The sequence below is a fragment of the Flavobacterium sp. HSC-32F16 genome, from assembly GCF_024171645.1.
Lineage (GTDB): Bacteria > Bacteroidota > Bacteroidia > Flavobacteriales > Flavobacteriaceae > Flavobacterium.
On sequence record NZ_JALKAC010000001.1, the window covers coordinates 1057619 to 1082128 of the forward strand.

Sequence of the window (24510 nt, forward strand, 5' to 3'; positions counted from 1 at the left end):
GAAGTGTATTCTCCTTCCACTTGAGCATTATTTTGTACTAAAAACGCTATTAACAAAATAGATAAATACTAATATAATCTTAATAGCATATCTAAAGTATTAAGACAGAACTCTACAAAATTGCTCTCTCAGTCAGAATTGGTAATCTCAATTTTAAAGAAATCATGAAAAATATAAAGATCAAATCAATCGGAATCTTTCTTGTAATATTTAGCATCTGTCTTACGACAAAAGGCCAAAATAGCACCGATGCAAATACCTCTTCAATCACAAAAAACATGAAAACATCTGCAACAAGTATCCAAAGGGTAACATTCCCCAATAGAAACATTACCATTGTCGGAAATCTGCACCTGCCCAAAGACTTTGATAAAAACAAAAAATATTCAGCTATACTGGTAGGGCATCCTGCCGGTGGCGTTAAAGAACAGACTGCCGGGCTATATGCCCAAAAGCTGGCTGAACAAGGATACATTGCATTGGCTTTTGATGCTTCTTATCAGGGTGAGAGTGGTGGAGAACCGCGATTTTTGGAAGATCCAGCAGTGCGTGTCGAGGATTTTCGTGCAGCTACGGATTACCTGAGCCTTCATCCTTCTGTGGATCCTGCTAAAATAGGTCTCCTGGGTATTTGTGCAGGAGGAGGTTTTGCCATTAAAGCAGCAGAAACCGAGCATCGCCTTAAGGCAGTTGCAACTATCAGCATGGCTGATTTAGGCCAACTACGCAGAGATGGATTAAATGGTACCCTAAAAGACAAAATCCAGCAGCGGCTATCCGATGTAGCACAGCAAAGGACTAAGGAAGCTAATGGTGGTGAAGTAAAATATATGAATTATGTTCCAAACTCACTACAGGATATTCCTGCAGGTGCACCGGCGATGTATCAGGAAGGGTATGAATATTATCGCACCGAAAGAGGACAGCATCCTAATTCAACCAATAAATATCTATTTACAAGTCTTGACAAACTCATTGGTTTTACGGCCCTTGATCATGTAGAACTCATCTCTCCACGCCCCTTACTGCTTATAGCAGGAAGCATAGCAGATACTTATTACTATAGTCAGCAGGCTTTTGATATGGCCAAGGAACCCAAGGAACTCTTTACCATTGCTGGTGCTTCTCATGTGGCTTTGTACGATACCCCGCAATACGTATCCCAAATAGTAAAAAAACTCACTGATTTTTACAGCAAAAACCTTTAAAATAAAACTGTGATATGAGAAAAGTTATTTTTATTTCGCCGCTTCTTTTTCTTTTCTTTTTACCGGACTGTATAAAGGCACAAAAATTGGTCCCGCACAAAAAGATTCTCATCGTATACCTCTCAAGGACCAGTAACACTAAAGCCATTGCTGAGATTATTCACCAAAATGTGGGTGGAACACTCACGGCACTAGAATTAGAAAATCCATATCCGAAAGATTATAAAACGACGGTGGACCAGGTATCCAATGAGCTTAAAACTGGTTTTCTGCCATCGTTAAAAACAAAGATTGTGGATATGGATCAATATGATGTTATTTTTGTAGGCTTCCCAACATGGGCAATGCAGCTGCCTCCTCCAATGCAGAGTTTTCTAAAACAATATGATTTCAGTGGCAAAACTATCATTCCCTTTAATACCAATGCAGGATATGGTGCGGGAAACAGTTTTGAAACCGTAAAAAAACTATGTTCTGAAAGTACTGTTCTAAAAGGCTTCAGCATAAAAGGCGGAATTGAAAAAGAGGGTGTTTTACTGGCATTGAAAGATCAGCAGAGAAAACAGGCCAAAACTCTAGTTGACAGCTGGCTAAAGGAACTTAAGATCTTACAGTAGCATATAAAAAAATTGAAAAGATAAAAAAAGAGCTGTCATCTGACAGCTCTTTTGTATGTTATGATTTCATGACATACAATCTTGTTTAGTTTTGCCTTTTTTCAAAGATCAAATCCAATCCGCCGGAGATCAAATGCGCAACCTCAGAACGTTTTGTTTTCAATTGATCAAGATGAACCAGCACTTCCTGCAGAAGTTGTATCTCCAAAGGATCTTACAAAAGTTATGTAGTTTCAACAAAAAGCAACCAATCATTAGGATGATTGTCTTTTACTTTTTGAAACACACTCTTTAGTTCAGATACAGCATCTTTATTCTCTTTAAATCATGTGAACAGTTTGGTATAAAATTTCCAAATCATCACGTTCATCTCTATGTTTTGCTTTTATGGTAGTGGTTTTCGGAACAGAATTAATCAAAACTGTTCACATCGGCTGGACCGGAAAATGCAGAAACTGCTTTTTTACCAATCGCTATATCGTAATTTCCCAAATCCGGCTGAAACAAAATGGTTTTGTTATGTGTCACGGTTCAATTTTTAAAACTGATCAGTATAATTTCGCCATGTAAATTTCTTGAACCGGTAATAATTTCCCCTCCAACAATAATATTGCCTTCAAACTCTAATTTTACGGTTTCATTTTCTACAATACTATACGCTTGTAATCCTTCGGACTCATGTCTTCAATCTCTAAATTGAGCCTTTCAATTTTCCAATCGGACTGCCAAATTCTTCAGAATGCGTTAGCGTTCGTGCCCAACCAATTCTTTTTCGCGATAAGATAAAGCAGTTCTTTAGCCCCAAAAACTAAATCGGCATCCAGTTTCTTTTGTATAATACGCTTTAAAAACAAATCAAATAAGATCGTGTGCAGTCTGGTACCCAAATTAAATTGGCAATGGCACTCCACCATAATCTTGCCCGATTCTAATTGTAAAAAAGAAAAATGACAGCGCATTGCGTAAAGCCCTTTGAAACGTTTCGATGTAAAATCATCAACATGAACTGAAAACGAAACCAGAGGAACCAGACTAAACAATTGATACAGCGCCATTGATCCATCTTCAAAATAAATAGAGAGTTCACTTCCCGGCTGTGCACAACTGTTTTCTAAAATATTCTTATCCGTTCTGGGAACGAGCCAAAGTTCCTGCAAAACAACAGTTGGATTAAGTGAAAAAAAATAAGGAAACACCTCTTCAAGAGGTGCTGCAATAGTTATAAACGAATAAACCTCTTTAGTCATTAAAATAAAGTTTTAAATAAATTTAATTCATATCATATCCCTGAAACCACTACTGCTGTTAGATGAAAATCAAAACAGAAAACCGTAACAGCTGTAAACCAAGCCATAAACAACTTAAACAAACAAAGAGCTGTCGGCAAACAGCTCTTGATGGTCTTTCAAAAAAATAAATAACAAATTACAGGTTCTAAATAAAAATTACGAAAGACAACTATTAAAAATTATTTCATTGGATTGCCGTCCTTATCCAGAGAACCTGATTTTATGATGATCATTTTGTCCAATTGAACATATTTTTTTATCGCATCATTAACATCTTTCAAGGTTACTTTTTCAATGTCTTTTGGATACTGCTCAACATAATTCGGTTCTAAACCTCTTTCAATAAAATTTAAAATAGTTGTGCTTAGTCCCGTTGTTGTTGATAGTCCTACTTTAAAACTTCCTATTAAATTAGTTTTTTTGTTTTCTAATTCTTCAGCTGTAATCCCATCTTTTATCCATTTATTAACCTGAACCATGGTAGCATCCAGCCCTTTTTGAAATAAATTCGGATTAAATGATGCATTTATGTACCAATAACCTCCCGTCATAGAACTACCAGCTGTTGCCGAAGTAATATTATAGGTAAGGCCATCATTATCTCTTACAGTCTGCATCAGACGGCCGGCAAAGCCGCCTCCTAATGTATAAGTAGCAATATTAAATGCTATAAAATCAGCATCTGATCTTTTTAAGCCTGTATACTGTCCTATAAATAATTCAGCGCTTGGTTTCTCAGCAATTGATACCACTTCTGTTTTTGCTGCTGTTTTTGGAGTTTCATCGAATTTCAAAGGTTCGCTTACTCCGCCTTTCCAGTTTTTAAAAGATTTTTTCAATGAAGCATTGAAATTAGCATTCTCTGTATCACCGGCAATTACCATATGCATAGATGCAGGGCCAAAATACTTTTTATGGAATGCTTTTAGATCTTCCAAAGTAGCATTTTGGATATTAGCCAAATCTTCTTCAACAGTCAAATCATAATTTGGATTTCCTTTTGCATAAATGTTTCTGGTCAGAGCAATAGTGCCCCTTTGTCTAGGATCATTTAAATTTTGCTGTGTATTTCCGATAAACTGCTGTTTGATATTCTCAAATTCATTTTTATCAAACAAAGGAGAACGAAGTGCTTCAGCGAGTAACGCAGTTACCTGATCCACGTCTTTGCTCAGACATTTAAAACTAATGCTTATTTTTGAAGCAGATGCATTTATATTAAGTGCAACTCCTAATTTTTGAAGTTTCTCAGAAAATTTAAATTTATCATTAAGCACTGTTCCCTGAGAAAGCATTTCCGCTGTTAACGAAGGAATCATGGAGTTTTTATTTTCATTGGAAAAATTTCCCAGTGAGATGCTCCCTACCACAGTGACAAAATCTTTTGCGGAAGTTTTTACATACACCACATCGATTCCCTGCACTTTTTCCCTTTTGTAAGCAGTTGCTGTTTTTCCGCCTGCGTTTTGATCTAATGCAGTCTCAATTGTATTATAGTTTTGCTGTGACGGCGCTGGCATAATGTCAGGAATTGCATTGTGAGACTGTCCTTCTTCTACATGTCTGTAATAATAGGGTCCGTTTTCGGCCATGTACTTATTTGCCTGTGGCGAAGGCTCAATTTGACTGCCATTTTGTTTGGGAATAAAATAACCTGTAGTACTTTGATCTTCGACTAAATACTTTTGGGCAACGCGCAGCACATCGGCAGGGGTAACTTTTTTAAGTCTGTCAACTCCCGTTACGTATTCTGTCCAGTCTCCCGCAGCAATGGCTTCTGTCAATTCAGATGCGATTACACCTGAACCGTCTCTCGCCAAAATTGTTTGTGCACTAATTTTGGCCACCACACGGTTTACTTCATCCTGGCTTACTCCTTCTTTCTGAATTTTAGCCACAACCTCGGCTATCTTAGCATCAATATCTTCATGTTTTGAAGACGCCGGAAAGCCAATACCAATGGTAAAAAGGCCCACTTCTTTAAAATTGCTAGCCCCAGCATAGGCATAAATAGCCATACGGCTGTCAACAAATGTTTTATTCAATATCGAAGAAGGTCCGGAACCTATAATCTCTCCTAAAATGTTAAGTGCCGGCAGATCTTCATGCAGAGCCCCTGGTATTTTATAGGCTTTATTAATTACGCCTAATTCACCAGGTTTTTTTATGATGATTTTACGCGGGCCATATTGCTGAGGCTCTTCGGTATAAGGCTGAGGCATAACATTAGGCGCTTTTGCAATTTTTCCGAAATACTGCTCTATCAGAGCAAATACATTATCTTTCTTAAAATCCCCAATAATGGTAAGGGTAGCGTTATCTGGCCAGTAATAAGTATTATAGAAATTTTTCAAGACTTCTATTGGTGCTTTTTCAATATCTGATTTCCAGCCGATGGTGGAGTGATGATATGGATGAGCAATGTAAGCTGCTGACCAGATTTCCTTATCCAAAACACTGTTTGGATTATTCTCTCCGCGCTCAAATTCATTACGTACCACAGTCATCTCAGCATCTTTATCTTCTTTTAACAATAAAGAATTACGCATTCTGTCCGCTTCAATTTGAAGGGCTAAACCAATTTTATCACTTGGCAGTGTTTCAAAATAATTGGTACGATCGTACCATGTGGTAGCGTTTAACTGAGCTCCGGTATTCTGAAGTACGTCAGTAATGGTAGTACCGCTTTTTTTGTTGAAAGTCGGCGTTCCTTTAAACATTAAATGCTCTAAAAGGTGCGTTGATCCAGTATTTCCTAGTACCTCATTTTTAGAACCTACTCTATATACAATTTGAACCGTAACCACTGGAGATGCATTATCCTGCAAAAGCAATACATTCATTCCGTTTGGCTGGTACATATATTCTTCAATTCCTCCAACAGCTTTAACACTCGTAAAGTTTGGATTGCTTTTCTGAGCGCAGACCATCGCTGAGAAACATAAAGAACCTAGACTCCAAATAACTTTTCTTTTCATTTTATTTTATTTTATTTTATTTTATAAATTCATTCCTTTAATTTCATAAAAACTTAAACCAATTCGACGGAAAACCAGGTTTTCACCTCTTCCTTTAAAGAATCTGCATGCAAAACAGATTCAAACTCATTCGTACATGGATTATAGGCGTATTCTTTCTTCCACTCCTGATGGTGAACGATAATGCTTTGCAAAGCAGTACAGATATATAAAAGTTCTGCATTTGTCATCGTTGGATGCAGCGACAATCGGACCCATCCGGGCTTATCGGTTAAATCCTGCTGCATAATACCTTTTGTGATCACATCGGATTTTTTTCTATCAATTCCAAATAAACTGTGCGCATAGGTGCTTGCGCATGACCATCCGCCGCGAACCTGAATGCCAAAGCGGTCATTGAGCAGTCTTACGGCTAAATTGTAATGAATGTCTTCTATGGTAAAGGAAACACAGCCGATTCGTTCACTCTTAAGATCTCCGAGCAGTGTAATCTGTGGAAGCTTTTTGAATTCTGAATAACAGAGTTCAAGAAGCTCATTCTCACGATTTTTCATATTTTCAACTCCCATCTGTGTTTTCAATTCCAGGCACAAGGCAGTGCGCATCACCTGAAGAAAACCAGGAGTTCCTCCATCTTCTTTAACTTCTATTTTATCACTGTAGCAAAAATCTCCCCACGGTGTCGTATATTTTACATTGCCTCCGCCTGGATTATCGGGAAAGTCCGCCTTATATAATATTTCGTTGAAAATCAAAATACCGCAACTTCCAGGACCACCAAGAAATTTATGAGGAGAAAAGAAAATCGCATCTAATTGTTCTTTTGGATCTTGTGGATGCATATCAATAGCAACATAAGGAGCCGAAGCCGCAAAATCAACAAAACAAAAACCATTGTGTTGGTGCATTATTTTAGCCAATTCATGATACGGGGTAATAATTCCAGTAACATTGGAACAGGCGGTAAATGAACCGATTTTTAAAGTGCTGTTTTTATACTTTTCAAGTGCTTCCGACAACACTTTTGGGTCAACCAAATTGTTGTCATCGGCAGGCAAAACCACAACATCGGCAATGGTTTCATACCACGGAACCTGATTGGAATGATGTTCCATGTGTGTGATGAAAACAACTGGTCTTTCGTCCTGAAATTGCAGTTTTACATTGTAAATATTATCTTCAGATCGAAGTCCCATGATTCGCTGAAGTTTGGACAAAGCTGAAGTCATACCTGTTCCTGTAGCTATTAATATATCTTTACCAGATGCATTTACATGTTTTTTAATAAGTTCCCTGGCGTATTGATAAGCATAGGTAGAGGCTTTACCTGTTTCACTAGAAAAAGAATGTGTATTGGCAACCATTGGGCCTATTTTACTACATATTACAGCTTCAATGGGGCGATATAAGCGCCCGCTTGCAATCCAGTCAGCATATATCATATTTTGATTTCCATAAGCAGATTCAAAAACATGATTAACACCTATGGTATTTTCTCTGAATTTGGAAAAGTATGCCTCCAATGCCGATTGCTGTTCACTAGTATTCTGCAGTTCAGACTTAGTACTATCTATCATTACTAAAATTTTAATAATTTAAATCGTTTGAGAAAAAGAATCACTTAGAATTTAAGACTCTAAGCGATTCTATTCAAGAATTAACAACTTCTATAAAAGTTACTTTTTAAAATGAGATGAACCTGTTTTCAACCAATTATGAAACTCTTCAACATCTGGTGTATAGGCCACCGGAGCAATTAAATTCTCCTCATTATTATCCATCAGCACATAAAAGGGCTGAGAATTGGCTTTATATCTGAGGGTCTGCAGTTCGCTCCATTTCTGTCCTATATATTTTAACTTTTTACCTGGACGCAATTTAGATTCTACCACTTCACTGGCAGCCAGTTCCCTTTTGTCATCCACATATAGCGAAATCAACACCACATCATTTTTAAGGATCGATAATACTTTTGGATCAGGCCATACATTCTGCTCCATTTTTCTGCAGTTCACACATGCCCAGCCTGTAAAATCTAACATAACTGGTTTACCTACTTTTTTAGCGTATGCTAAGCCTTTATCATAATCATTGAAAGCCATTATATCATGGGGTGCCAAAAGGTGTGCTCCATCGGGTAAATCTTCATGATTGGATTGAGAAGCTGATTCGCTTTTTGAAGAACCTACCCCGTAAGGAGATTCACTGTAATCCTGCGGTGGCGGGAATGCGCTGATCAAATTAAGCGGTGCTCCCCATAAACCGGGTATCATATAGATAGTAAAAGATAAAACAACAAGACCCAGACTCAATCTTCCCACTGAAATATGAGGCAAAGGAGAATCATGCGGTAAAGTTATTTTTCCAAAAAGATAGAAAGCTAATGCCCCGAATACTGCAATCCATATCGCTAAAAACACTTCACGCTCCAGTAAATGCGTCTGCATGACCAAGTCTGCCTGTGAAAGGAATTTAAAAGCCAGAGCCAGTTCCAGAAAACCCAAAACAACTTTTACTGTATTGAGCCAGCCGCCTGATTTAGGCAGTGAATTCAGCCAACCTGGAAAAGCAGCAAATAAAGCAAATGGAAGTGCAATAGCTAATGAGAAACCAAACATTCCAATAATGGGCGCAAGCCCCCCTTTTGAAGCGGCCTGAACCAGCAAGGTACCGACAATTGGACCAGTACATGAAAAAGATACTATAGCAAGGGCAAGAGCCATAAAGAAAATACCTACCAGTCCCCCCCTGTCAGCCTGAGAATCTACTTTATTAGACCATGAGTTAGGCAGCATAATTTCAAAAGCCCCTAGAAAAGAAATGGCAAAAATAACCAGTAATAAAAAGAAAATAATATTAAACCATACGTTTGTCGCAAGGGCATTTAAAGCATCAGCTCCAAAAATGCCTGTTACTGCAGTTCCAAGAAGTACGTAAATCACTATAATACAAACACCGTATATGACCGCATTTTTAATTCCAACCGCTTTATTCTGGCTTTGTTTTGTAAAAAAACTTACCGTCATTGGGATCATTGGAAAAACACAAGGAGTTAAAAGAGCTGCAAAACCGGAGAGAAAAGCAATAAAGAAAATACCCCACAATCCTTTTTCCGGCTCATGTTCAGCTTTCAAATCATTCGAAACTGTTATATTTTCAATACTTTCCTGCTTCAGTTTTAATGATGCTGTATCCTCTTCTTTAATTGTTGAATCGGATATTGCCGTGTTTGGTTCTACTGGAATTACAGCCTCTGAGATTATTTTGGATTTTTCTAAGTTAAAAGTTAAGTCGACTTCCGTCGGCGGCATGCATCGGGAATCATCGCATACCATATACTCAACCACTGCATTAACAGAAGATATATTTGCCGACACTTTTATCTTCTGTTCAAAAACTGTAGAATTTTCAAAATACTTGATCTTCATCCTAAAAATAGGATCGTCAATGGTATGCCCCTCTTTTTCACTTGTAGTTCCATTTAATTTAAATGACCCTTTGACAATATTGTACTTAAATGTAGTTGCAATCGGACCATTTTCAGGAACAACCTGCGAGTAGAGATGCCATCCCTGTTGTATGGCAGCTTTTGATATTAATTTATACTCGGTATCGGAAATTTTCTCAACAGCGGTAGTCCATTTTACCGGATCTAAAACCTGAGCCTGACCAAGCAGACCAAATAGTAGTGCTATTATTAGAATTAGTTTTTTCATAGATGCATTATATCATTATGGGGATGAATCTTTAAAGGTTTTATGTCAAATTATCTCTTAATTGATTTCTTTTTTTTAATTATAACAGCTTGTTAAATAAAAAGAGGACTGGTTGTATTGAGTCCTCTTCTCTTTCTCCTTCAATTGTTTCCAAATTTGGCTTACTAATTCAAAATTTTCTTATTGAAACAAATAATATAAAGAAGTATTCAGGTGTTTTATATTTAGACTCTAAAAAGATCTTTTACACTTGTTTAAAAACTGTTTAATTTTTATCATTTTATTTAAAAAAAGGGTACAGAAATCCTATTCACTAAAAAAAAGCCTTGGTATTGCTTAATTCAAATGGATATTTATTATTCTGCTTTGCAGAAAATAAGACAGTTTTGCTTTCTATATTCCCAGATCAGTAAATAATTTAAGTATTTTATCCTCTTCTGCTGGTCTTGCAGCGTTTGAGCTTACAATATTTCCTGCAGGATCAAGTAAAATGAATCTGGGGATAGCCATTATAGAATAATTTTTGATAAATTGAGAATCAAAATCCTTATCTGCTATTAATTGAATCCCTCCTAATTTTTTATCAACAATCATCTTTTTCCATTTGTCATGTGCAGATGCTTTATCTACTGAGATGCTCACAAAACTGATGTTTTTCCCATGATATTTTTCTTCCAATTTTTGTAGAAAAGGAAGTTCTGCCATACAAGGTCCGCACCAGGTTGCCCAAACGTCTATGTAAACATATTTTCCCTTTAGTTCTTCCAAAGATGTAGTACCGCCAGAATTATTCTCGTATTTCTCAAATTTCGGCGATGGCTGTCCTTTGTCTACAATTAGTAATTTATTATAACTTTCTGTGATTGCTTTTTTATTCGCTTCGCTCGTAGAGGCATTCATAAACGATTTATAATACGTTTTCAGATCTGTTGTCATAGTAATTCCTAATTCAGCAGACGAGAATAAAAGGCTGTTCTTTATATTGGCATTAGAAATCGATCCCAATGCCTGAAGTAAAGCGGCATCCTCTGAAATTGAAGTCGACTTGCTTATTTTATCTCCTTCTTTAGTGTAGTGGGCTACTATCAGTTTTTTATAATCTTCTGAAAAATTAAAGTCTTCTGCATTTTCAAATGACAATCCATCTAAATCACTCAGAAATCCCTGAGAAACTTTAAAACCTGGTTTTGCTGCAAAATATTCGTGGTATTTTTCATAGTTATCTAAATTAGCCAAATAGCTATAATTCAGGTTTCTTTTTTCTTTGGTTTTATAACTTTCCGAAATTCCTTTAACACCATCTAAAACTGTTTCAAGACTGGTTTTAATTTCTTTTGATTTTGCCTTGAATACAGCTTCCTCCTGTGAATAAAAAGATTTTTCATCTCCAATTAATTTACCTTCAGTCTCCATTTTTAAACCCAGGTAATTGGTGGCTTCGGATCCTTTACCCGAAAATTTGACTGTTTTATTAAAATCATTTGTATCAGCATTCACAACAATAACACTTCCGTTTTCAATATAAATTTGAGCATAATTTGTTCCATCATACAAAAAATATATTCCCTCTTTAACACGAAGTGTATCTCTGAATTTTCCCTGAGCATCAATCTTAAGGGTATGTATAACCGACTGGTCTTTACTTACAATTTTCCAATCAGCTTTTTTATGGGTTATAATGCCCGAAATTATTGCGTAGTCTGCCTCTTTTTGTTTCCATGAAACAAGAACTAATGCAAGAACTACCAAACAAATTATTTTTTTCATTTTTTTGATATTTTATTTTTAATTTTTATAACGATTAGTCATTGACTATTTTGTGGTATCAATCAGCCATTTGTAGCCTCCCGCCTCTGTAAAGAATAATTTTGAAGAATTATCAGTTAACCATTTCTCCCATTCTTGGGCTGTTTTTTTCATACCGGTATAGCGTAAAAGCACTGCATTGGCTAATTCCGTTTCTTTACCGCTTTTTAAAAGAGTAATGCATTTTTGTAAAAGTTTTATATCATTGTTGCCAATACCTAGTTTTTTGACATCCTCGTCAACGTAAATACCTTTTTCATCATAGTACATGAACTTTTTATTTTCTAAAAGATATTTCTTTAATTTATCAACGTTTTTCAAATATTCAGGCTTATAAAAACTCTGCGCAGTCTGTTGAAGATACTGTTCCCATGTAGGGATTGGAATCGGCTGGGATTGAGCTTCTAATATAGATTCTTCCATCTCAGTTAGTTTAGCACCGCTTTGTTTCTTATCGCTCAGCTTTTTTACACCCTCTTTCATTGATATATTGACTTCTGCCATGTAACCTTTAAATTTCTCGAAAGATTCCTGGTTAAGCTTGGCAATCATATCATCAATCTCTGTCCTGATAATAATGCGATCATCGTATTTTCTGGCAATAGGTTTTTTTCCTTTAAAATCCTTAATATAAACTACAGCATTGGCAAAAACCTGCTTGGCTTCATCTGTCATATAATCAGGTGAAGCGGAAAAACCCCACAACAAGAAATTACCATGACGCCCGATGGCAACTGCTCCAACATCTTTACTGCTCACTCCCCCTGAAATGTATTCTGCATCTGGCGAATCTGTAAATCCATCTCCTCTGGATACCAAACCAAGACGGTAGCCTTTACCTTCTAAATATCCCTCAGTCTGCACACGCCACATTGGTATTTCTTTTGGTATATCTTTTCCTGACTCATAGTGAAAAATACCATCTGGTGTTGGTTTTACCACCATAGTAAGTTTTACAGGAAAAGGTCCTTTAAAAATTGGGTGTTCACTTTTTAAATGATGCGCATCAGCATCTAGGCACAAACACAGCCAATCTAGTTTCAAACCAATACTGCCCCCCAATAGAGGTGCTGTATGTCCAATAAAAACAGTTGCAAAATCAAAATCTTCTGTTAAATACTTGGCGGGTTTGTATTTTGGAGAATACTGAGCTTTTTCCCACGGATCTATAGACTGGTCAAATATGGTTACATCATAATTTTTGGACATCTCCATCTTATAACTTTTCACATCGACGGCTTTTACCGTTGTAAAATATTCTTTCAAGTAGCTCTCAAACGCATTGTACCTTGTTTTCATATCTTCCCTGAAACGTTCGGGAGACATCCCTCCCGTTCCGGCTGGAGAATTAATGATCTCTTCACTGACTGGCACAGCCGGATCAAAACCTACAAATAATACAGATAGGTTTTCCTTTTTAGGCTGCTGGGCATAAAGTACAGCATGTATTGAAAATAGTAATACCAGCAAGAGCATTACATTGTGCAGTTTTTTCATTGTGTCTTTTTTATCTAATTAACTTTATAATTTTAACTCTTTAGCTTTTGTATTAGGAGGCAGACACTGTCTTAGATCACAAGTCTGGTAAAATAGTCCTGCTTTTATTTTGGCACCAGCACCTAAATCTTTAACAGAAAAATATCTAGCGAATACAAGCTCCCCCTCATAAACAAAAATATTATTTTCATAAGGATAAGAATTTGGTTTAGTCCATTCGGTCAAGGCCGTAATCCCTTTTGGAACCTCTAAAATCATTTTATATTGAATATAAGGCTGGGTTTTGGGTACATACGCATAGATGTGCCAGCCAGGCAAGACCTTTGCTTTCACTATAACAGCAACTTGTGTCTTATTGCTATTCCATACCAACTGTGCATCTACTGAAACAGGATCTGCTACGTTAGGACCTGTGATCTTAAAACCTGAAGCTGCTTTTTCTACTTTTTTTGTAAAAACCGGGTCTGACTGTTTTTGCCCATAAGATTTTACCATGAAGGCTACAAAGAAGATAAAAGCTATTTTTTTAATTGTTTTCATACGAAAATATAATACAGTGCTGCGTTTTAAAAATTTTTACCAAAGTGATTACCATAAAGATCAATCAGCTTTTTATCCATGAAAGATCCTCTCATATTTCTGGTTACTATTTTTCCACTAGGATCCAACAGAATGCACGTTGGTATCCCGCGGATCTGGTATTTTTTCGCAAGATCCCCGGTAAATGCCTGCAAATCAGAAACCTGCAACCATGGTATTTTTTCTTCTTTTACTGCCTTAAGCCATGCCTGCTTATCCTGATCCATAGAAACACTTATAATTTCAAAACCTTCAGGATGATAAAGTTCATAAACCTCTTTTAAATGGGGTATATCTGCTCTGCAGGGATGGCACCAGGAAGCCCAAAATTCCAGCATTACATATTTGCCTTTGCCTGCATAATCAGAAATTTTCACCGCATTTCCTGCAGCATCTGTAAAAGGAAGATCTATATAAGGAGCACCCGGAGCTATACTTTTGGCGTCCGAAATCTTTGCAATAAGATTTTTGCCTGTCAAAGTCTTCTTTTGTTCAGCAGTAATAGAAGCTTCTAATTTTTCCAATTCTTCAACGGAAAATTTACTAAGCTCCTGCTGGGCTATAAATAACCCCACCATATTATTTATATTTTCTTTTATGAAACCAGAAACATATGCCTTTCTTTTTTCCTGATTGTCTTCAATTTTTGTCACAATGGCAACTCCTTTAGAAATAGGTTGCTTTACTGATCCTTTTACGGGATTTAAATAGGGAAGATATTCCTTATCGAAAAGTGCTGACGACTTTTCGTCGAATAACTTTACTCCATCAAAATAATTCAAATAAAGTTCATGGCTTTTAGAACCGCTGACTTCAATATTGTTATAGGAAAAATTACCTTCTTGCAGAAGCCTGTCCCCTAATGGAATATTATCTAAATCAGCCTCTAATTCAACATCAGAATTCTCTAGAAAAACAGGAATGGAAGGCTGAAATAATGGCATTCCCGGCTTCTCGGGAGTCTTTTTGCTGTTAATTACTAAAAGGTATAACTTTGCCTCAGGAATCTTACCTGAAAATTCAAATTTGCCATTTTTAATAATCGTACTGTCTGTAATAAATTCTGGACTTAGAACGGTTGCAAACATATCCTGCTGCACTATTTTTAAAAAAACTTTCGTCCCGTCTGCAGCTCCATCGATCTTACCTTTAAAGGTATAGGAAGTCTGCTCTTTTTTACAGCTGATCATAAGAACAGCCATCAGAGCAGCAAAAAAACTTGTTTTTATTTTAATTTTTAATTTATTATTCATGGTCAGTCTGTTTATTTTAAATTGTAATTTCATTTTTTGAGGCATTACGCACTATATGTAAAGAATTTATAATACTGATTCAAATTCTTTAAAATTAATTTTTATTTTAAAAGGCATTAGAATGGAATCAGAATGCCAGATACGCTTTGACACGGCTTTTGGAAGATAAAAACTTATCAGCCCTGAATTTCAGCATGGTATTTGGCTATCGTCAGCCTTAAATGCACAATTTCAGGATAAAGAAAATTTTATTTTGAAAATTCAACATTTTCAAATTACTCGAATATCAGCCTGTACTTTACTGTATTGCTTAGCTCTTAATAAAATGGATGAAAACATAGGGTCTTTAGAGTTTCTAAAGACCCTATAATTTTAGATTTTAGTATAACGGATTTTGTTTGATTATACCTGCTCCAGTTTTAATTGAAATAGCTGGGATAGGAAGAATAAATCTATTAGAGTTCGTGGCAGTTGGCTTAACATCCGATACTTTAAATCCTGCATCAAATCCGTCGGCATAATCATAACGTACCAAATCAAACCATTCTTCTCCGAATTCCGTACCGAGTTCCATCATCTTTTCAATTCGAACCGCTTCTAAGAACTGCGCGTAAGAAATTGACGAAGGATAAGTGACAAATCCACTGCCTCCTGTAGTGGCGCCGGCTCTGATACGAATCGCATTTAAAGCTGCTAATGCATCAGCTGGAACACTGTTAGTGCTTCTGGCTGAAGCTTCTGCGTAGATTAAATACATTTCAGCCATACGAAGGTAGTATAACGTATCAAATATTGAATTTGGACCAGTAAACTGGGCAAATTTCATATTTCCGTTTATACCCACTCCCTGAAATAAGTACTTACCTGTCTCCATAAATGGAATTCTGTTTACATCGTACTTAATAACTTGTCCGCCCACGGTCATTGTTCCATTTTTTCCCAGATCATAATACCAGGTCGATACTCCTGCAAAAACTGACCAGAAAGCCCCGTTTCCAATAACTTCTTGTTCATCAGCATATACAGAAAAGAGTGACTCTGAATTATTAATGGTATTTCTGGAAGTATGGTTGAAGAGCTCATTGAAAGTTGGAGTCAATGCAAAATCTGAACCGGAGTTCTTAATCACATCTTCTGAAAGTGCAGCTGCTTCAGCATATTTACCCATGTATAGCAGTATTTTTGCTTTCAATCCTTTAGCAAAAGTTTTATTGACGTAGTACTTAGCTCGGAGCGCCGGTGCGTTAGAAATACCCTCGTCCAGATCCTTTAAAATTGCATCATAAGTTGCACCAACCGATATTCTCGGATGTACCGTCGCATCTCTGGCCGGTTCTAAACGTACATTTACACCATACTCGGAATCAATATCATAAAACTGGCCAAACAAACGAAGCAGACAGAAATGCCCCCATGCTCTAAGTATTTTGGCTTCCGCGACTATTTCAGTGCGGCGGTTATCATTTGTAAAACTGGCATCAGTTAATTTTTCAACTCCGCTGATTACCCAGTTGGCCCTGTTGATCATGGTGTATTGACCAGAGTAAAGAGTGGCTACTTTATCACCGTCAGTAACAGGATTATTGGCCATCAGGGACCGGTCTTCCACTGTAATGAACGGACCGTAGCCACCAGCATTTATGCCGCTTAGGGTACTTCCTATCATGGAATTATCAGGGTTTGATCCGCCTTTTTGCTGCAGAATTGCATAGACCCCGGTCAGAGCAAGTTCAGATGAAGATTCGTCTGTTATGGCAGTCTCTGCCGGCAGTGAATAAATCGGCTCATATTCATCTAAATCTTTGGTCAGGTCACAGGAAACTAGTAATACTGAAAAAAGGCATGCCGCTATATATAGGTTATATTTTGATTTCATTTTTACTTATTTAAAATTAAAAAGTCACGTTAAATCCAATTGTAATTGTTTTAGCCAGAGGATAATTAAATGATTCGTCTCTGTTTAAATCCGTAGTAGCACCGCCTCGAGGCTGAAAAACAGATTCCGGATCTCCTCCAATATAATTGCTGATCACAAATAAATTATTGGCCAGTAATGACAGTCTCATGTTAGCTATACCTGTATTTTCCAGCCATTGAGATGGAAAATTATATCCTAAAGAAGCAGAACGCAGACGAATGTATGAAGCATCCCCGATATGTCGAGAATTAGCATAAGTTTCTATTGCCGATCCTACTCTTGCGTATCGGGCATCTGTTCTCTCAGGCGTCCAGGTATCATAAATAACCGTAGTCGTATTAATAGCAGGAGAAGTTGCCTGATAAAAATTACCTACAGTAACCTCTTTCGAAACCCCCTGCTGGTATTGAAAATTAAATCCAAAATCAAAATTCTTATAACTTATAGTATTGTTCCACCCTCCGAAATAATTTGGATTTGGATTACCAAGGGCAACTCTGTCATTAATATCTATTCTCCCGTCCCCGTTTACATCCTTAAAAATGTAGTCTCCCGGCTGGTTAAGGTTTTGGTAATAATTTCCTGTTGGAGAAGCCGCATTTAGAGCATCTATCTCTGCCTGATTCTGTGCAATCCCTACAACGTCATACCCCATAATGACCCCGATAGGCTGACCTTCCTGAATTGAGGCTATATTTCCAAAACTAAAAATAGTCCCGCCATTTAATCGATCAACATTGTTTTTGATAAATGAAATATTAAAGGAAGAATTCCATCTAAAATCTTTACTTCTGAATATATCTCCCCCAACAGTAATTTCCCATCCTTTATTGCTTACATCAGCCACATTTGAATTGTATGATGAAGTTCCTGTTTCAGCCGGTACTGGTGTGTAGAGAATGATTCCACTTGTCTTTTTATCAAAATATCCTACTTCGGCAGTCAGACGATTGTTAAAGAATCCAAACTCAGCAGCAAGATCAAGCTGAGCAGTTTCTTCCCATCTGATATCCAGATTAGGGAGAGAGTTAATTGCAATACCATTAATACCTGCATATGTTGAATTCCCTCCAGAAAGTGATGACAGGTACGCTAGGTAAGAGAATGAGCCCAAATTATCTGATCCCGTCTTTCCTAGTGAAGCCCTTAATTTTAACTGGCTGACAACATCATTTTTAAAGAATTCTTCATTGTGGACATTCCATGCTAATGCTCCGGATGGGAAAAACCCATACTGGTTATTAGATCCAAATTTGGTGGATCCATCTCGTCTGGCTGTAAAAGTAGCCAGATAGCGGTCCTTGTAAGAATAATTTACTCTGCCGAATATGGAGTTAAGTCCCGTTTCTATAGATTCACTGCCAAATGTTGTCGCGCGGTTAGCAGATCCTATATTTGTTAAAATAAAATCATCAGGAAAACCTGCATAGTTCTGCAGTGTAAGGTCAAGACGTGATTGATCCCATGAAATACCGGCAACAGCATCAATTTTATGGCCGCTCTCGAAGCTCTTAATATAGCTTAAGGTATTGCTAAAAGAAGTACTGTAACCCGAATTATACTGCATTCTCAGGCTGGCATCTGGCGTTCCATTAGTTGGATTTAATACCGCTCCTCTTGAGAAAGAGGGATCAAAATTAGACGTTTCATCCTTATTGGAGGCAGCACTTAGTAATGACTTGAATTTTAATCCATCCACTATCTCGATTTCTGCATACAAAGTTCCAAATACGTTTTGGCTTAATGTTTTATTTTTTGCAAGTCCTTCTCCTCCTACAGGGTTTCTTGTCGTTGTATTTACGCCAAATAATGCCGGTGTGCTGGAGTATTCACCGTTCTCAAGGAAAACAGGCAGGTCGGGCCTGAAATCACCATTTAGAAGCCCCCCTATGTCTGAGCTTTTATTTACTGAATTATTGTAGTTAATAGACGTTCCAATTTTAAGATGGTCGGTTACATTTGCATCTACGTTGGCCGCGAAAGTATATCTTTTGAATTTGCTTCCTATTAACATACCTTCCTGATCCGTTACATTTCCTGACGCCATGTAGGTTACCTTATCAGTTCCGCCCGAAAGGCTGAATCGATAATCATTCCAAAGCGCATTTTTATTGCTGATCTCTGACTGCCAGTCTGTATTGGCATTTCCATAAAACGTTCCTGCAACAATACTTTGATCCTGCGCGTTGCCTTCACCAGCATCAATTCTTTTCTGAGCTTCGCCAATATTGAATGCTCTGAACTGATCACCACTTAAAAAATCAAGTCTTCTTGTTGGATTCTGAAAAGTTGTATTAGCCGTGAAAGTAAATTGCGGCTTTTGTCCCTTCTTTCCATGTTTAGTGGTTATTATAACCACTCCTTTAGAAGCCCTTGATCCATAAATTGCAGCTGCAGAAGCATCTTTTAAAATATCGACACGCTCCACATCATTTGGATTGATAGCAAGTAGTGGATTCTCTCTTACACCTGTTTGACCAAGACCATTATATTCAAAACTAGGATATAATGTAATAGGCACACCATCAACAACATATAACGGCTGATTATCCCCTCTAAGATCTGTCAAACCTCTGATATTTATTGAACCTGAAGAGCCAGGACGGCCATTAAGTGCGCTAACAAACACTCCGCTGACCTTGCCGCCTAGGGCCTGATCAATACTCTGGGTTTTAATCTGAGCAATTTCTTCTGATTTAACTGAACCTACAGAACCTGTTAAATCTTTCTTTTTCGTTGTTCCATATCCCACAACAAGCACCTGCTCGAGTTCGCTTGCCTTTTCTCGAAGCTTGATATTGAAAACCTTTTTATCACCTGCAATACGTTCTGAATATACCTCAAAACCCATACCTGCGGCATAAATGAAATTTCCAACTTCAGCCTTTAATGAAAAAGAACCATCAAAATCTGTAGCAGTTCCTCTTATCAAAAAATCTTTACTGATCGCCTCGCCCTTCACGTTGCCGGTGGTAGAAACATATACCGTGATTCCAGGAATTCCTAAACCTGCTGCATCTGTAACTTTACCTGAGATTGCTACTTCGCTCTTCGCTTTAATTTTAGGAATTTCATCAATAACTATAGTATTATTATTAAAGCTGTAATTAAACCCTCCAGAAGAAAGAGCTTTTTTTAATAATTGATCAGCTTGAATACTTCCTTTTTCAAGCGTAACTTTAGGGTAGTTTCTAAACTTCTCTACCTGATAAATAAAAGTATAGCTGGTCTGACTCATGATTAGATTAAATATCTCATCGACGCTCATACTCTTATTCTGGTCTATTTTTATCTTAGCTGTTTGTGCAGCGGCAGTATTGCTCATTAAACCAAAAATGGCAATACACATTAAAAATACAAGAGTTCTCAAACTCTTACTTTTTAAAATTTCATTTCTGCGGTTAAAAAAAACACTGGTTAATTTATTTTCCATAAATTTGGTTGGTCTAATTGGTTATAGCATTTAATTGATTAGTTATCATTAAGGGGATAAAGTCTTTATACTTTGGTCGGTCTAAGCTTTGTTCCCTTTAATTTTATTTTTTAATAATTATTCTGTCTTTTTTTATTTCATAGGCATTTATAAATTTAGTTTTCTTAATTAGGGTTAGTATTTCTTCTATATTCTGCTTTTTATTCAGCACTCCTTTAAACTCAATATTTTCAAGGCTTTTATCTTCAAATTCCACATCTACATCATACCATCTGGAGAGCACTTGCATGATTTCTTTTAAATTTTTGCTTTTAAAGGCAAACAATCCTTTCTTCCATGCCGTTTCAGAATACACATCTACCTCTGATACTGTTCTTTTTTTGTTTAACTTATTTAAAGTAAGTTGCTGATTAGGCTTCAGCATCTCTTTTTGATCTGCAATTGCAACGGCTACTTTTCCTTCCACCAGCGTAGTATAAATAACATCCTCATCGCGGTAGGCTTTAACATTAAACTGAGTGCCTATTACTTCTATGTCCTGCAGACCTGTAAGAACCTGAAATTTTGCTCCCTTATGTGCTGTACTTGGCGATACTGTGAAGTAAGCCTCTCCATATACGAGTTCCACCTTCCTGGTCTCGCCTTCAACAAAAGAAACTGGATATTTTAATTTAGATTCGGAATTTAGCCAAACCTGTGTTCCGTCTGCTAATTTCACAAAAAACTCCCCTCCTCTGGGAACTGTCAAATAATTGTATGCTATTGTTTTTTTTGCAACATCAGTTTTTGTATAAACCAATTCTTCGCCATTACTTACAATATTTTTAGCTGTATATGATTTTCCTTTTTCAAGTACTATAGTCTCTCCGCTTTCCGTGGTAAGGGTAGCCTTATCACTTCCGATTTTAATCGTACTGTTCACGACAACTTTCTCTGGTATTTTACTGGCAGGTATACCATGCTCATCATAAAAGGCATTAAAAAAAACAAAAAGCAGAACAGCTGCTGCAACAGCGTATTTAAATATGTTACTTTTAAGCAAATTGATAACTTTCGGTTTTTTAGGTTCGTCTTTCTTAATTCCTGCTAAGATATTTTCCAGCATTCTGTTTCGATACCCATTATCAGGATCTAGTTCTTCCCAAGCATTATCCTGCTGATAGCTTTCAGTATAGTTTATCAGCAGTTTCATCTCAGGAAGGGATATTCTGCCATCGAGATATTTCTCAACAAGTTTTTGAAAATCCTGTTTATTATAATTAGTATCCATTGAATTTTGATTTCCCATTATATGTATATATGTATAGTGTAGATAAAAGAAGTTATCACGTAAAAAAAAAATAACTTTTACTGATTTAGCAAATTCGCAAACATTAGCGAGTGCTATACTGGTGAATTAACACAAAAAACACTCAATAATAACAATATCGTAATCTGCAGACTTTAGCGAAGCAGATGAAGTATAAATTCGATAGTTAAAGCATGGCCCAAAGAATCCCTTAGAACCTTAAGTGCATTTGTTATATGAGTTTCAACAGTTCTAGTGGATATCCCCAGAAGTTCGGCAATCTCCTTATGAGACAGCTCCTCATTTCTGCTCATATTAAAAACCAGCTGGCATTTGTCAGGCAGATTATCAATTATGAGTCTTACCTGTTCTTCAAGTTCTTCATGAATCATTCTGGTTTCCGGTGTAGAATACTGCATTCTGCTATTGATATCATCATATAATTCAACACGAATGGCTTTATCTTTTCTGAATTCAGCAAAAATTTTGTACCTCACAGTTGCGTACAAATAACTCTGCAGTGAAACTTTGATTTGAAGTTCATATCTTCTGTTCCAGAAATCAATAAAAACATCCTGAACGATTTCTTCGCATAATTCCCTATCTTTTAATAGATTGTATGAAAATGCTAAAAGCTGCCTGCAAAATCTATCATAAAGGATAGTCAGTGCTTCTTTACTACCAGCTTTAATGCTTTGTATTAATTCCTCGTCAGTGATATTCATATTGTTTAACAAATGTTTTGCAATTTAACCAAAAGTTAATAATTCGGATACTTTTTCTATTTATTACAAATAAAATATATTCTTTTTTAGAATTACACAGTAAATTTATAGCATTTTACTCTTTTTTTTGCTTTTATTAAATTTAGGAACATATTTTTTGTGTAGTACTCATAAACTCTAACAATACAATAGACTTAAAATATTGCGTTGCTTAAAAAAATGTCAGAAAAAAAATACTTCTAAAATATAATGTGCAAATGAGTACTACATTAAAATTCTTGAAATCTTCGTTTTGAAAAATTCAATGTCTATAAAATTGCCTCATTTAATTCTGCTTCAACGAAATAATAAAGATTGACCTTTATTCCGCTTCAATCCTATTTAAAAATCAACAGATGCTTTTACAAACCCATGATTTTACTCTAAAGCTAGATTTACATAATGAAAAAAGCTCCTCAAAAAAGGAGCTACAGAAGTTTAATTACAAAATATTTAGAAAATATTTATAAATAAAACCTAATTATCATACAATATTTTAACCATTACTCTTTTGAAGCCAGATAGCGTTCCGCATCAAGTGCTGCCATGCAGCCTGTACCCGCAGCAGTAATAGCCTGACGGTATACATGATCGGCAGCATCACCCGCTACAAATACACCATCAACATTAGTTTTAGATGTTCCCGGAGTATTTACGATATAACCGGTTTCATCAAGTGTTATGTAGTCTTTGAAAATATCTGTATTTGGTTTATGACCAATGGCAACGAAAAATCCAGTAGCAGGAATTTCGATAACTTCACCAGAAGTTTTGTTTAACGCTTTTATTGCGTGTATTACTTTCTGGTCGCCTAATACTTCGACAGTATCGTGGTTCAGTAAAATTTCTATATTTTCTGTTTTGTGAACACGTTCTTCCATAATTTTTGAAGCTCTGAATTTTTCGCTTCTAACCAGCATTGTTACTTTTTTACAAAGCTTAGATAAGTAATGCGCCTCTTCGCAAGCAGAATCTCCTGCACCAACAATTACAACTTCCTGATTACGGTAGAAAAATCCGTCGCAAACAGCACAAGCAGAAACACCACCGCCCATTTGTAAATAATGCTGTTCTGATGGCAATCCTAAATATTTAGCCGATGCTCCTGTAGAGATAATAATCGTTTCACATTCCAGCTCGATTGAATCGTTGATCCAAACTTTATGAATCTCTCCTGAAAAATCAACTTTTGTCGCCCATCCATCACGGATATCAGCACCAAAACGTTTTGCTTGTTCTTGTAACTGAATCATCATTTCCGGTCCTGTAACACCATCAACATAACCTGGAAAATTTTCTACTTCATTAGTTGTAGTCAACTGCCCACCAGGCTGCATTCCTTGATATAAAACTGGATTCATATTTGCTCTGGCAGCATAAATAGCAGCAGTATAACCTGCAGGACCAGAACCTATAATTAGACATTTAATTTTTTCAATAGTTTTTGACATGGTTAATAAAATTAATTTAAGATGTAAAATGGTTAGTTCTGAAAAAAAACAATACTTTTTTTACTTTCCATAAAGCGTTATAAAACCTGACCAGTAACAGTCCTGCCAGTCTGTTACAATGTGAAATAGCAGACCAACAGCAATTATTCTACTCTTCTTAAAGAGCAGCAATAATAAGTAAGCAGCTATTGCATAATAAGAATGTAAGGGATGAAATCCAACACTGCATCTTGTGGGATCAAAAATTGGTGTAGCAAGAAGGTGATCCAAATCAATTATCATAGTAGCCACCATGATGATCCATGCACGTTTCCACTGCGATCTAAAAAAAATAAAACCAATTATTCCTGGAGCTAAAAAATGCAGACTGTAATGAAGGATGCTTTGTAGTACTCTTAAAATTTCAATATCCATAAGTTTGCAGACATCTTTTCTGTCTGATTTAATAAGCAGGAAATAATTTTTTCCTTTGTTTTTTTTAATAATAATGATCTGACTATTTTACAAGATCTAGTTAGCATTGTCCATTCCTAACATTTATTTTATTGCCTGCAACAGTATTATTCGATGTTATGTAATACATAAAACACATAGATAAAATAGCCTTAAAAAAACTATAGATGCTTTTATCTTTGAGTCTTTACGCTGCTCTTCCACAACTGAATTTTACTATGCAATTTCATGTATATATCTATAGTGTAGTAACGAAGTAC

At 36.4% G+C, this 24510-nt stretch carries 16 protein-coding genes; 2 read left to right on the forward strand and 14 right to left on the reverse strand.

Annotated elements, in window-relative coordinates; genetic code table 11:
* Positions 1-164: 164 nt before the first annotated feature.
* Both L1276_RS04700 and L1276_RS04705 read left to right on the forward strand, forming a co-directional pair.
* On the forward strand, positions 165-1208 hold the full coding sequence (locus tag L1276_RS04700; protein WP_253785879.1) for an alpha/beta hydrolase: 1044 nt from the start codon (positions 165-167) through the stop codon (positions 1206-1208).
* A gap of 14 nt (positions 1209-1222) precedes the next feature.
* Complete coding sequence (locus L1276_RS04705; RefSeq protein ID WP_253785880.1) at positions 1223-1825, forward strand: flavodoxin; 603 nt, start codon at positions 1223-1225, stop codon at positions 1823-1825.
* A 734-nt stretch (positions 1826-2559) separates the two neighbouring features.
* Here the strand turns inward: L1276_RS04705 and L1276_RS25350 are convergent.
* The 14 genes from L1276_RS25350 to L1276_RS04775 form a co-directional block, all read right to left on the reverse strand.
* Positions 2560-3072 (reverse strand): hypothetical protein, encoded by a 513-nt coding sequence (locus L1276_RS25350; protein WP_371924139.1) that lies wholly within the window; start codon positions 3070-3072, stop codon positions 2560-2562.
* Between the two features lie 221 nt (positions 3073-3293).
* Complete coding sequence (locus tag L1276_RS04715) at positions 3294-6092, reverse strand: pitrilysin family protein (protein ID WP_253785881.1); 2799 nt, start codon at positions 6090-6092, stop codon at positions 3294-3296.
* 53 nt (positions 6093-6145) lie between these two features.
* Positions 6146-7669: an aminotransferase class V-fold PLP-dependent enzyme gene (locus tag L1276_RS04720; RefSeq protein WP_253785882.1), complete on the reverse strand. Its 1524-nt coding sequence runs from the start codon at positions 7667-7669 to the stop codon at positions 6146-6148.
* Positions 7670-7768: 99 nt separating this feature from the next.
* On the reverse strand, positions 7769-9808 hold the full coding sequence (locus L1276_RS04725) for a protein-disulfide reductase DsbD (RefSeq protein ID WP_253785883.1): 2040 nt from the start codon (positions 9806-9808) through the stop codon (positions 7769-7771).
* A 393-nt stretch (positions 9809-10201) separates the two neighbouring features.
* Complete coding sequence (locus L1276_RS04730) at positions 10202-11575, reverse strand: TlpA disulfide reductase family protein (protein ID WP_253785884.1); 1374 nt, start codon at positions 11573-11575, stop codon at positions 10202-10204.
* A 45-nt stretch (positions 11576-11620) separates the two neighbouring features.
* Positions 11621-13111: a hypothetical protein gene (locus tag L1276_RS04735; RefSeq protein WP_253785885.1), complete on the reverse strand. Its 1491-nt coding sequence runs from the start codon at positions 13109-13111 to the stop codon at positions 11621-11623.
* Between the two features lie 24 nt (positions 13112-13135).
* Positions 13136-13651: a protein-disulfide reductase DsbD domain-containing protein gene (locus tag L1276_RS04740; protein ID WP_253785886.1), complete on the reverse strand. Its 516-nt coding sequence runs from the start codon at positions 13649-13651 to the stop codon at positions 13136-13138.
* A gap of 26 nt (positions 13652-13677) precedes the next feature.
* On the reverse strand, positions 13678-14943 hold the full coding sequence (locus L1276_RS04745; protein ID WP_253785887.1) for a TlpA disulfide reductase family protein: 1266 nt from the start codon (positions 14941-14943) through the stop codon (positions 13678-13680).
* Between the two features lie 379 nt (positions 14944-15322).
* Entirely contained in the window at positions 15323-16552 is a 1230-nt protein-coding gene (locus tag L1276_RS04750; RefSeq protein WP_253785888.1) for a RagB/SusD family nutrient uptake outer membrane protein, read from the reverse strand.
* Positions 16553-16835: 283 nt separating this feature from the next.
* On the reverse strand, positions 16836-20231 hold the full coding sequence (locus L1276_RS04755; RefSeq protein ID WP_253785889.1) for a TonB-dependent receptor: 3396 nt from the start codon (positions 20229-20231) through the stop codon (positions 16836-16838).
* Positions 20232-20397: 166 nt separating this feature from the next.
* Complete coding sequence (locus tag L1276_RS04760) at positions 20398-21564, reverse strand: FecR family protein (RefSeq protein WP_253785890.1); 1167 nt, start codon at positions 21562-21564, stop codon at positions 20398-20400.
* A 173-nt stretch (positions 21565-21737) separates the two neighbouring features.
* Positions 21738-22307: an RNA polymerase sigma-70 factor gene (locus L1276_RS04765; protein ID WP_253785891.1), complete on the reverse strand. Its 570-nt coding sequence runs from the start codon at positions 22305-22307 to the stop codon at positions 21738-21740.
* A gap of 542 nt (positions 22308-22849) precedes the next feature.
* Positions 22850-23797 carry a thioredoxin-disulfide reductase gene (gene trxB / locus L1276_RS04770; protein ID WP_253785892.1) on the reverse strand — a complete coding sequence of 316 codons (948 nt, stop codon included), beginning with the start codon at positions 23795-23797 and terminating at the stop codon, positions 22850-22852.
* Positions 23798-23857: 60 nt separating this feature from the next.
* On the reverse strand, positions 23858-24211 hold the full coding sequence (locus tag L1276_RS04775) for a DUF6122 family protein (RefSeq protein WP_253785893.1): 354 nt from the start codon (positions 24209-24211) through the stop codon (positions 23858-23860).
* Between the last annotated feature and the right edge of the window lie 299 nt (positions 24212-24510).

What these genes read in the sequence shown, in the direction of transcription:
- L1276_RS04700 (WP_253785879.1), top strand. Translation starts at nt 165, where the DNA reads ATGAAAAATATAAAGATCAAATCAATCGGAATCTTTCTTGTAATATTT.
- L1276_RS04705 (WP_253785880.1), top strand. Translation starts at nt 1,223, where the DNA reads ATGAGAAAAGTTATTTTTATTTCGCCGCTTCTTTTTCTTTTCTTTTTA.
- L1276_RS25350 (WP_371924139.1), bottom strand. Translation starts at nt 3,072, where the DNA reads ATGACTAAAGAGGTTTATTCGTTTATAACTATTGCAGCACCTCTTGAA.
- L1276_RS04715 (WP_253785881.1), bottom strand. Translation starts at nt 6,092, where the DNA reads ATGAAAAGAAAAGTTATTTGGAGTCTAGGTTCTTTATGTTTCTCAGCG.
- L1276_RS04720 (WP_253785882.1), bottom strand. Translation starts at nt 7,669, where the DNA reads ATGATAGATAGTACTAAGTCTGAACTGCAGAATACTAGTGAACAGCAA.
- L1276_RS04725 (WP_253785883.1), bottom strand. Translation starts at nt 9,808, where the DNA reads ATGAAAAAACTAATTCTAATAATAGCACTACTATTTGGTCTGCTTGGT.
- L1276_RS04730 (WP_253785884.1), bottom strand. Translation starts at nt 11,575, where the DNA reads ATGAAAAAAATAATTTGTTTGGTAGTTCTTGCATTAGTTCTTGTTTCA.
- L1276_RS04735 (WP_253785885.1), bottom strand. Translation starts at nt 13,111, where the DNA reads ATGAAAAAACTGCACAATGTAATGCTCTTGCTGGTATTACTATTTTCA.
- L1276_RS04740 (WP_253785886.1), bottom strand. Translation starts at nt 13,651, where the DNA reads ATGAAAACAATTAAAAAAATAGCTTTTATCTTCTTTGTAGCCTTCATG.
- L1276_RS04745 (WP_253785887.1), bottom strand. Translation starts at nt 14,943, where the DNA reads ATGAATAATAAATTAAAAATTAAAATAAAAACAAGTTTTTTTGCTGCT.
- L1276_RS04760 (WP_253785890.1), bottom strand. Translation starts at nt 21,564, where the DNA reads ATGGATACTAATTATAATAAACAGGATTTTCAAAAACTTGTTGAGAAA.
- L1276_RS04765 (WP_253785891.1), bottom strand. Translation starts at nt 22,307, where the DNA reads ATGAATATCACTGACGAGGAATTAATACAAAGCATTAAAGCTGGTAGT.
- trxB (WP_253785892.1), bottom strand. Translation starts at nt 23,797, where the DNA reads ATGTCAAAAACTATTGAAAAAATTAAATGTCTAATTATAGGTTCTGGT.
- L1276_RS04775 (WP_253785893.1), bottom strand. Translation starts at nt 24,211, where the DNA reads ATGGATATTGAAATTTTAAGAGTACTACAAAGCATCCTTCATTACAGT.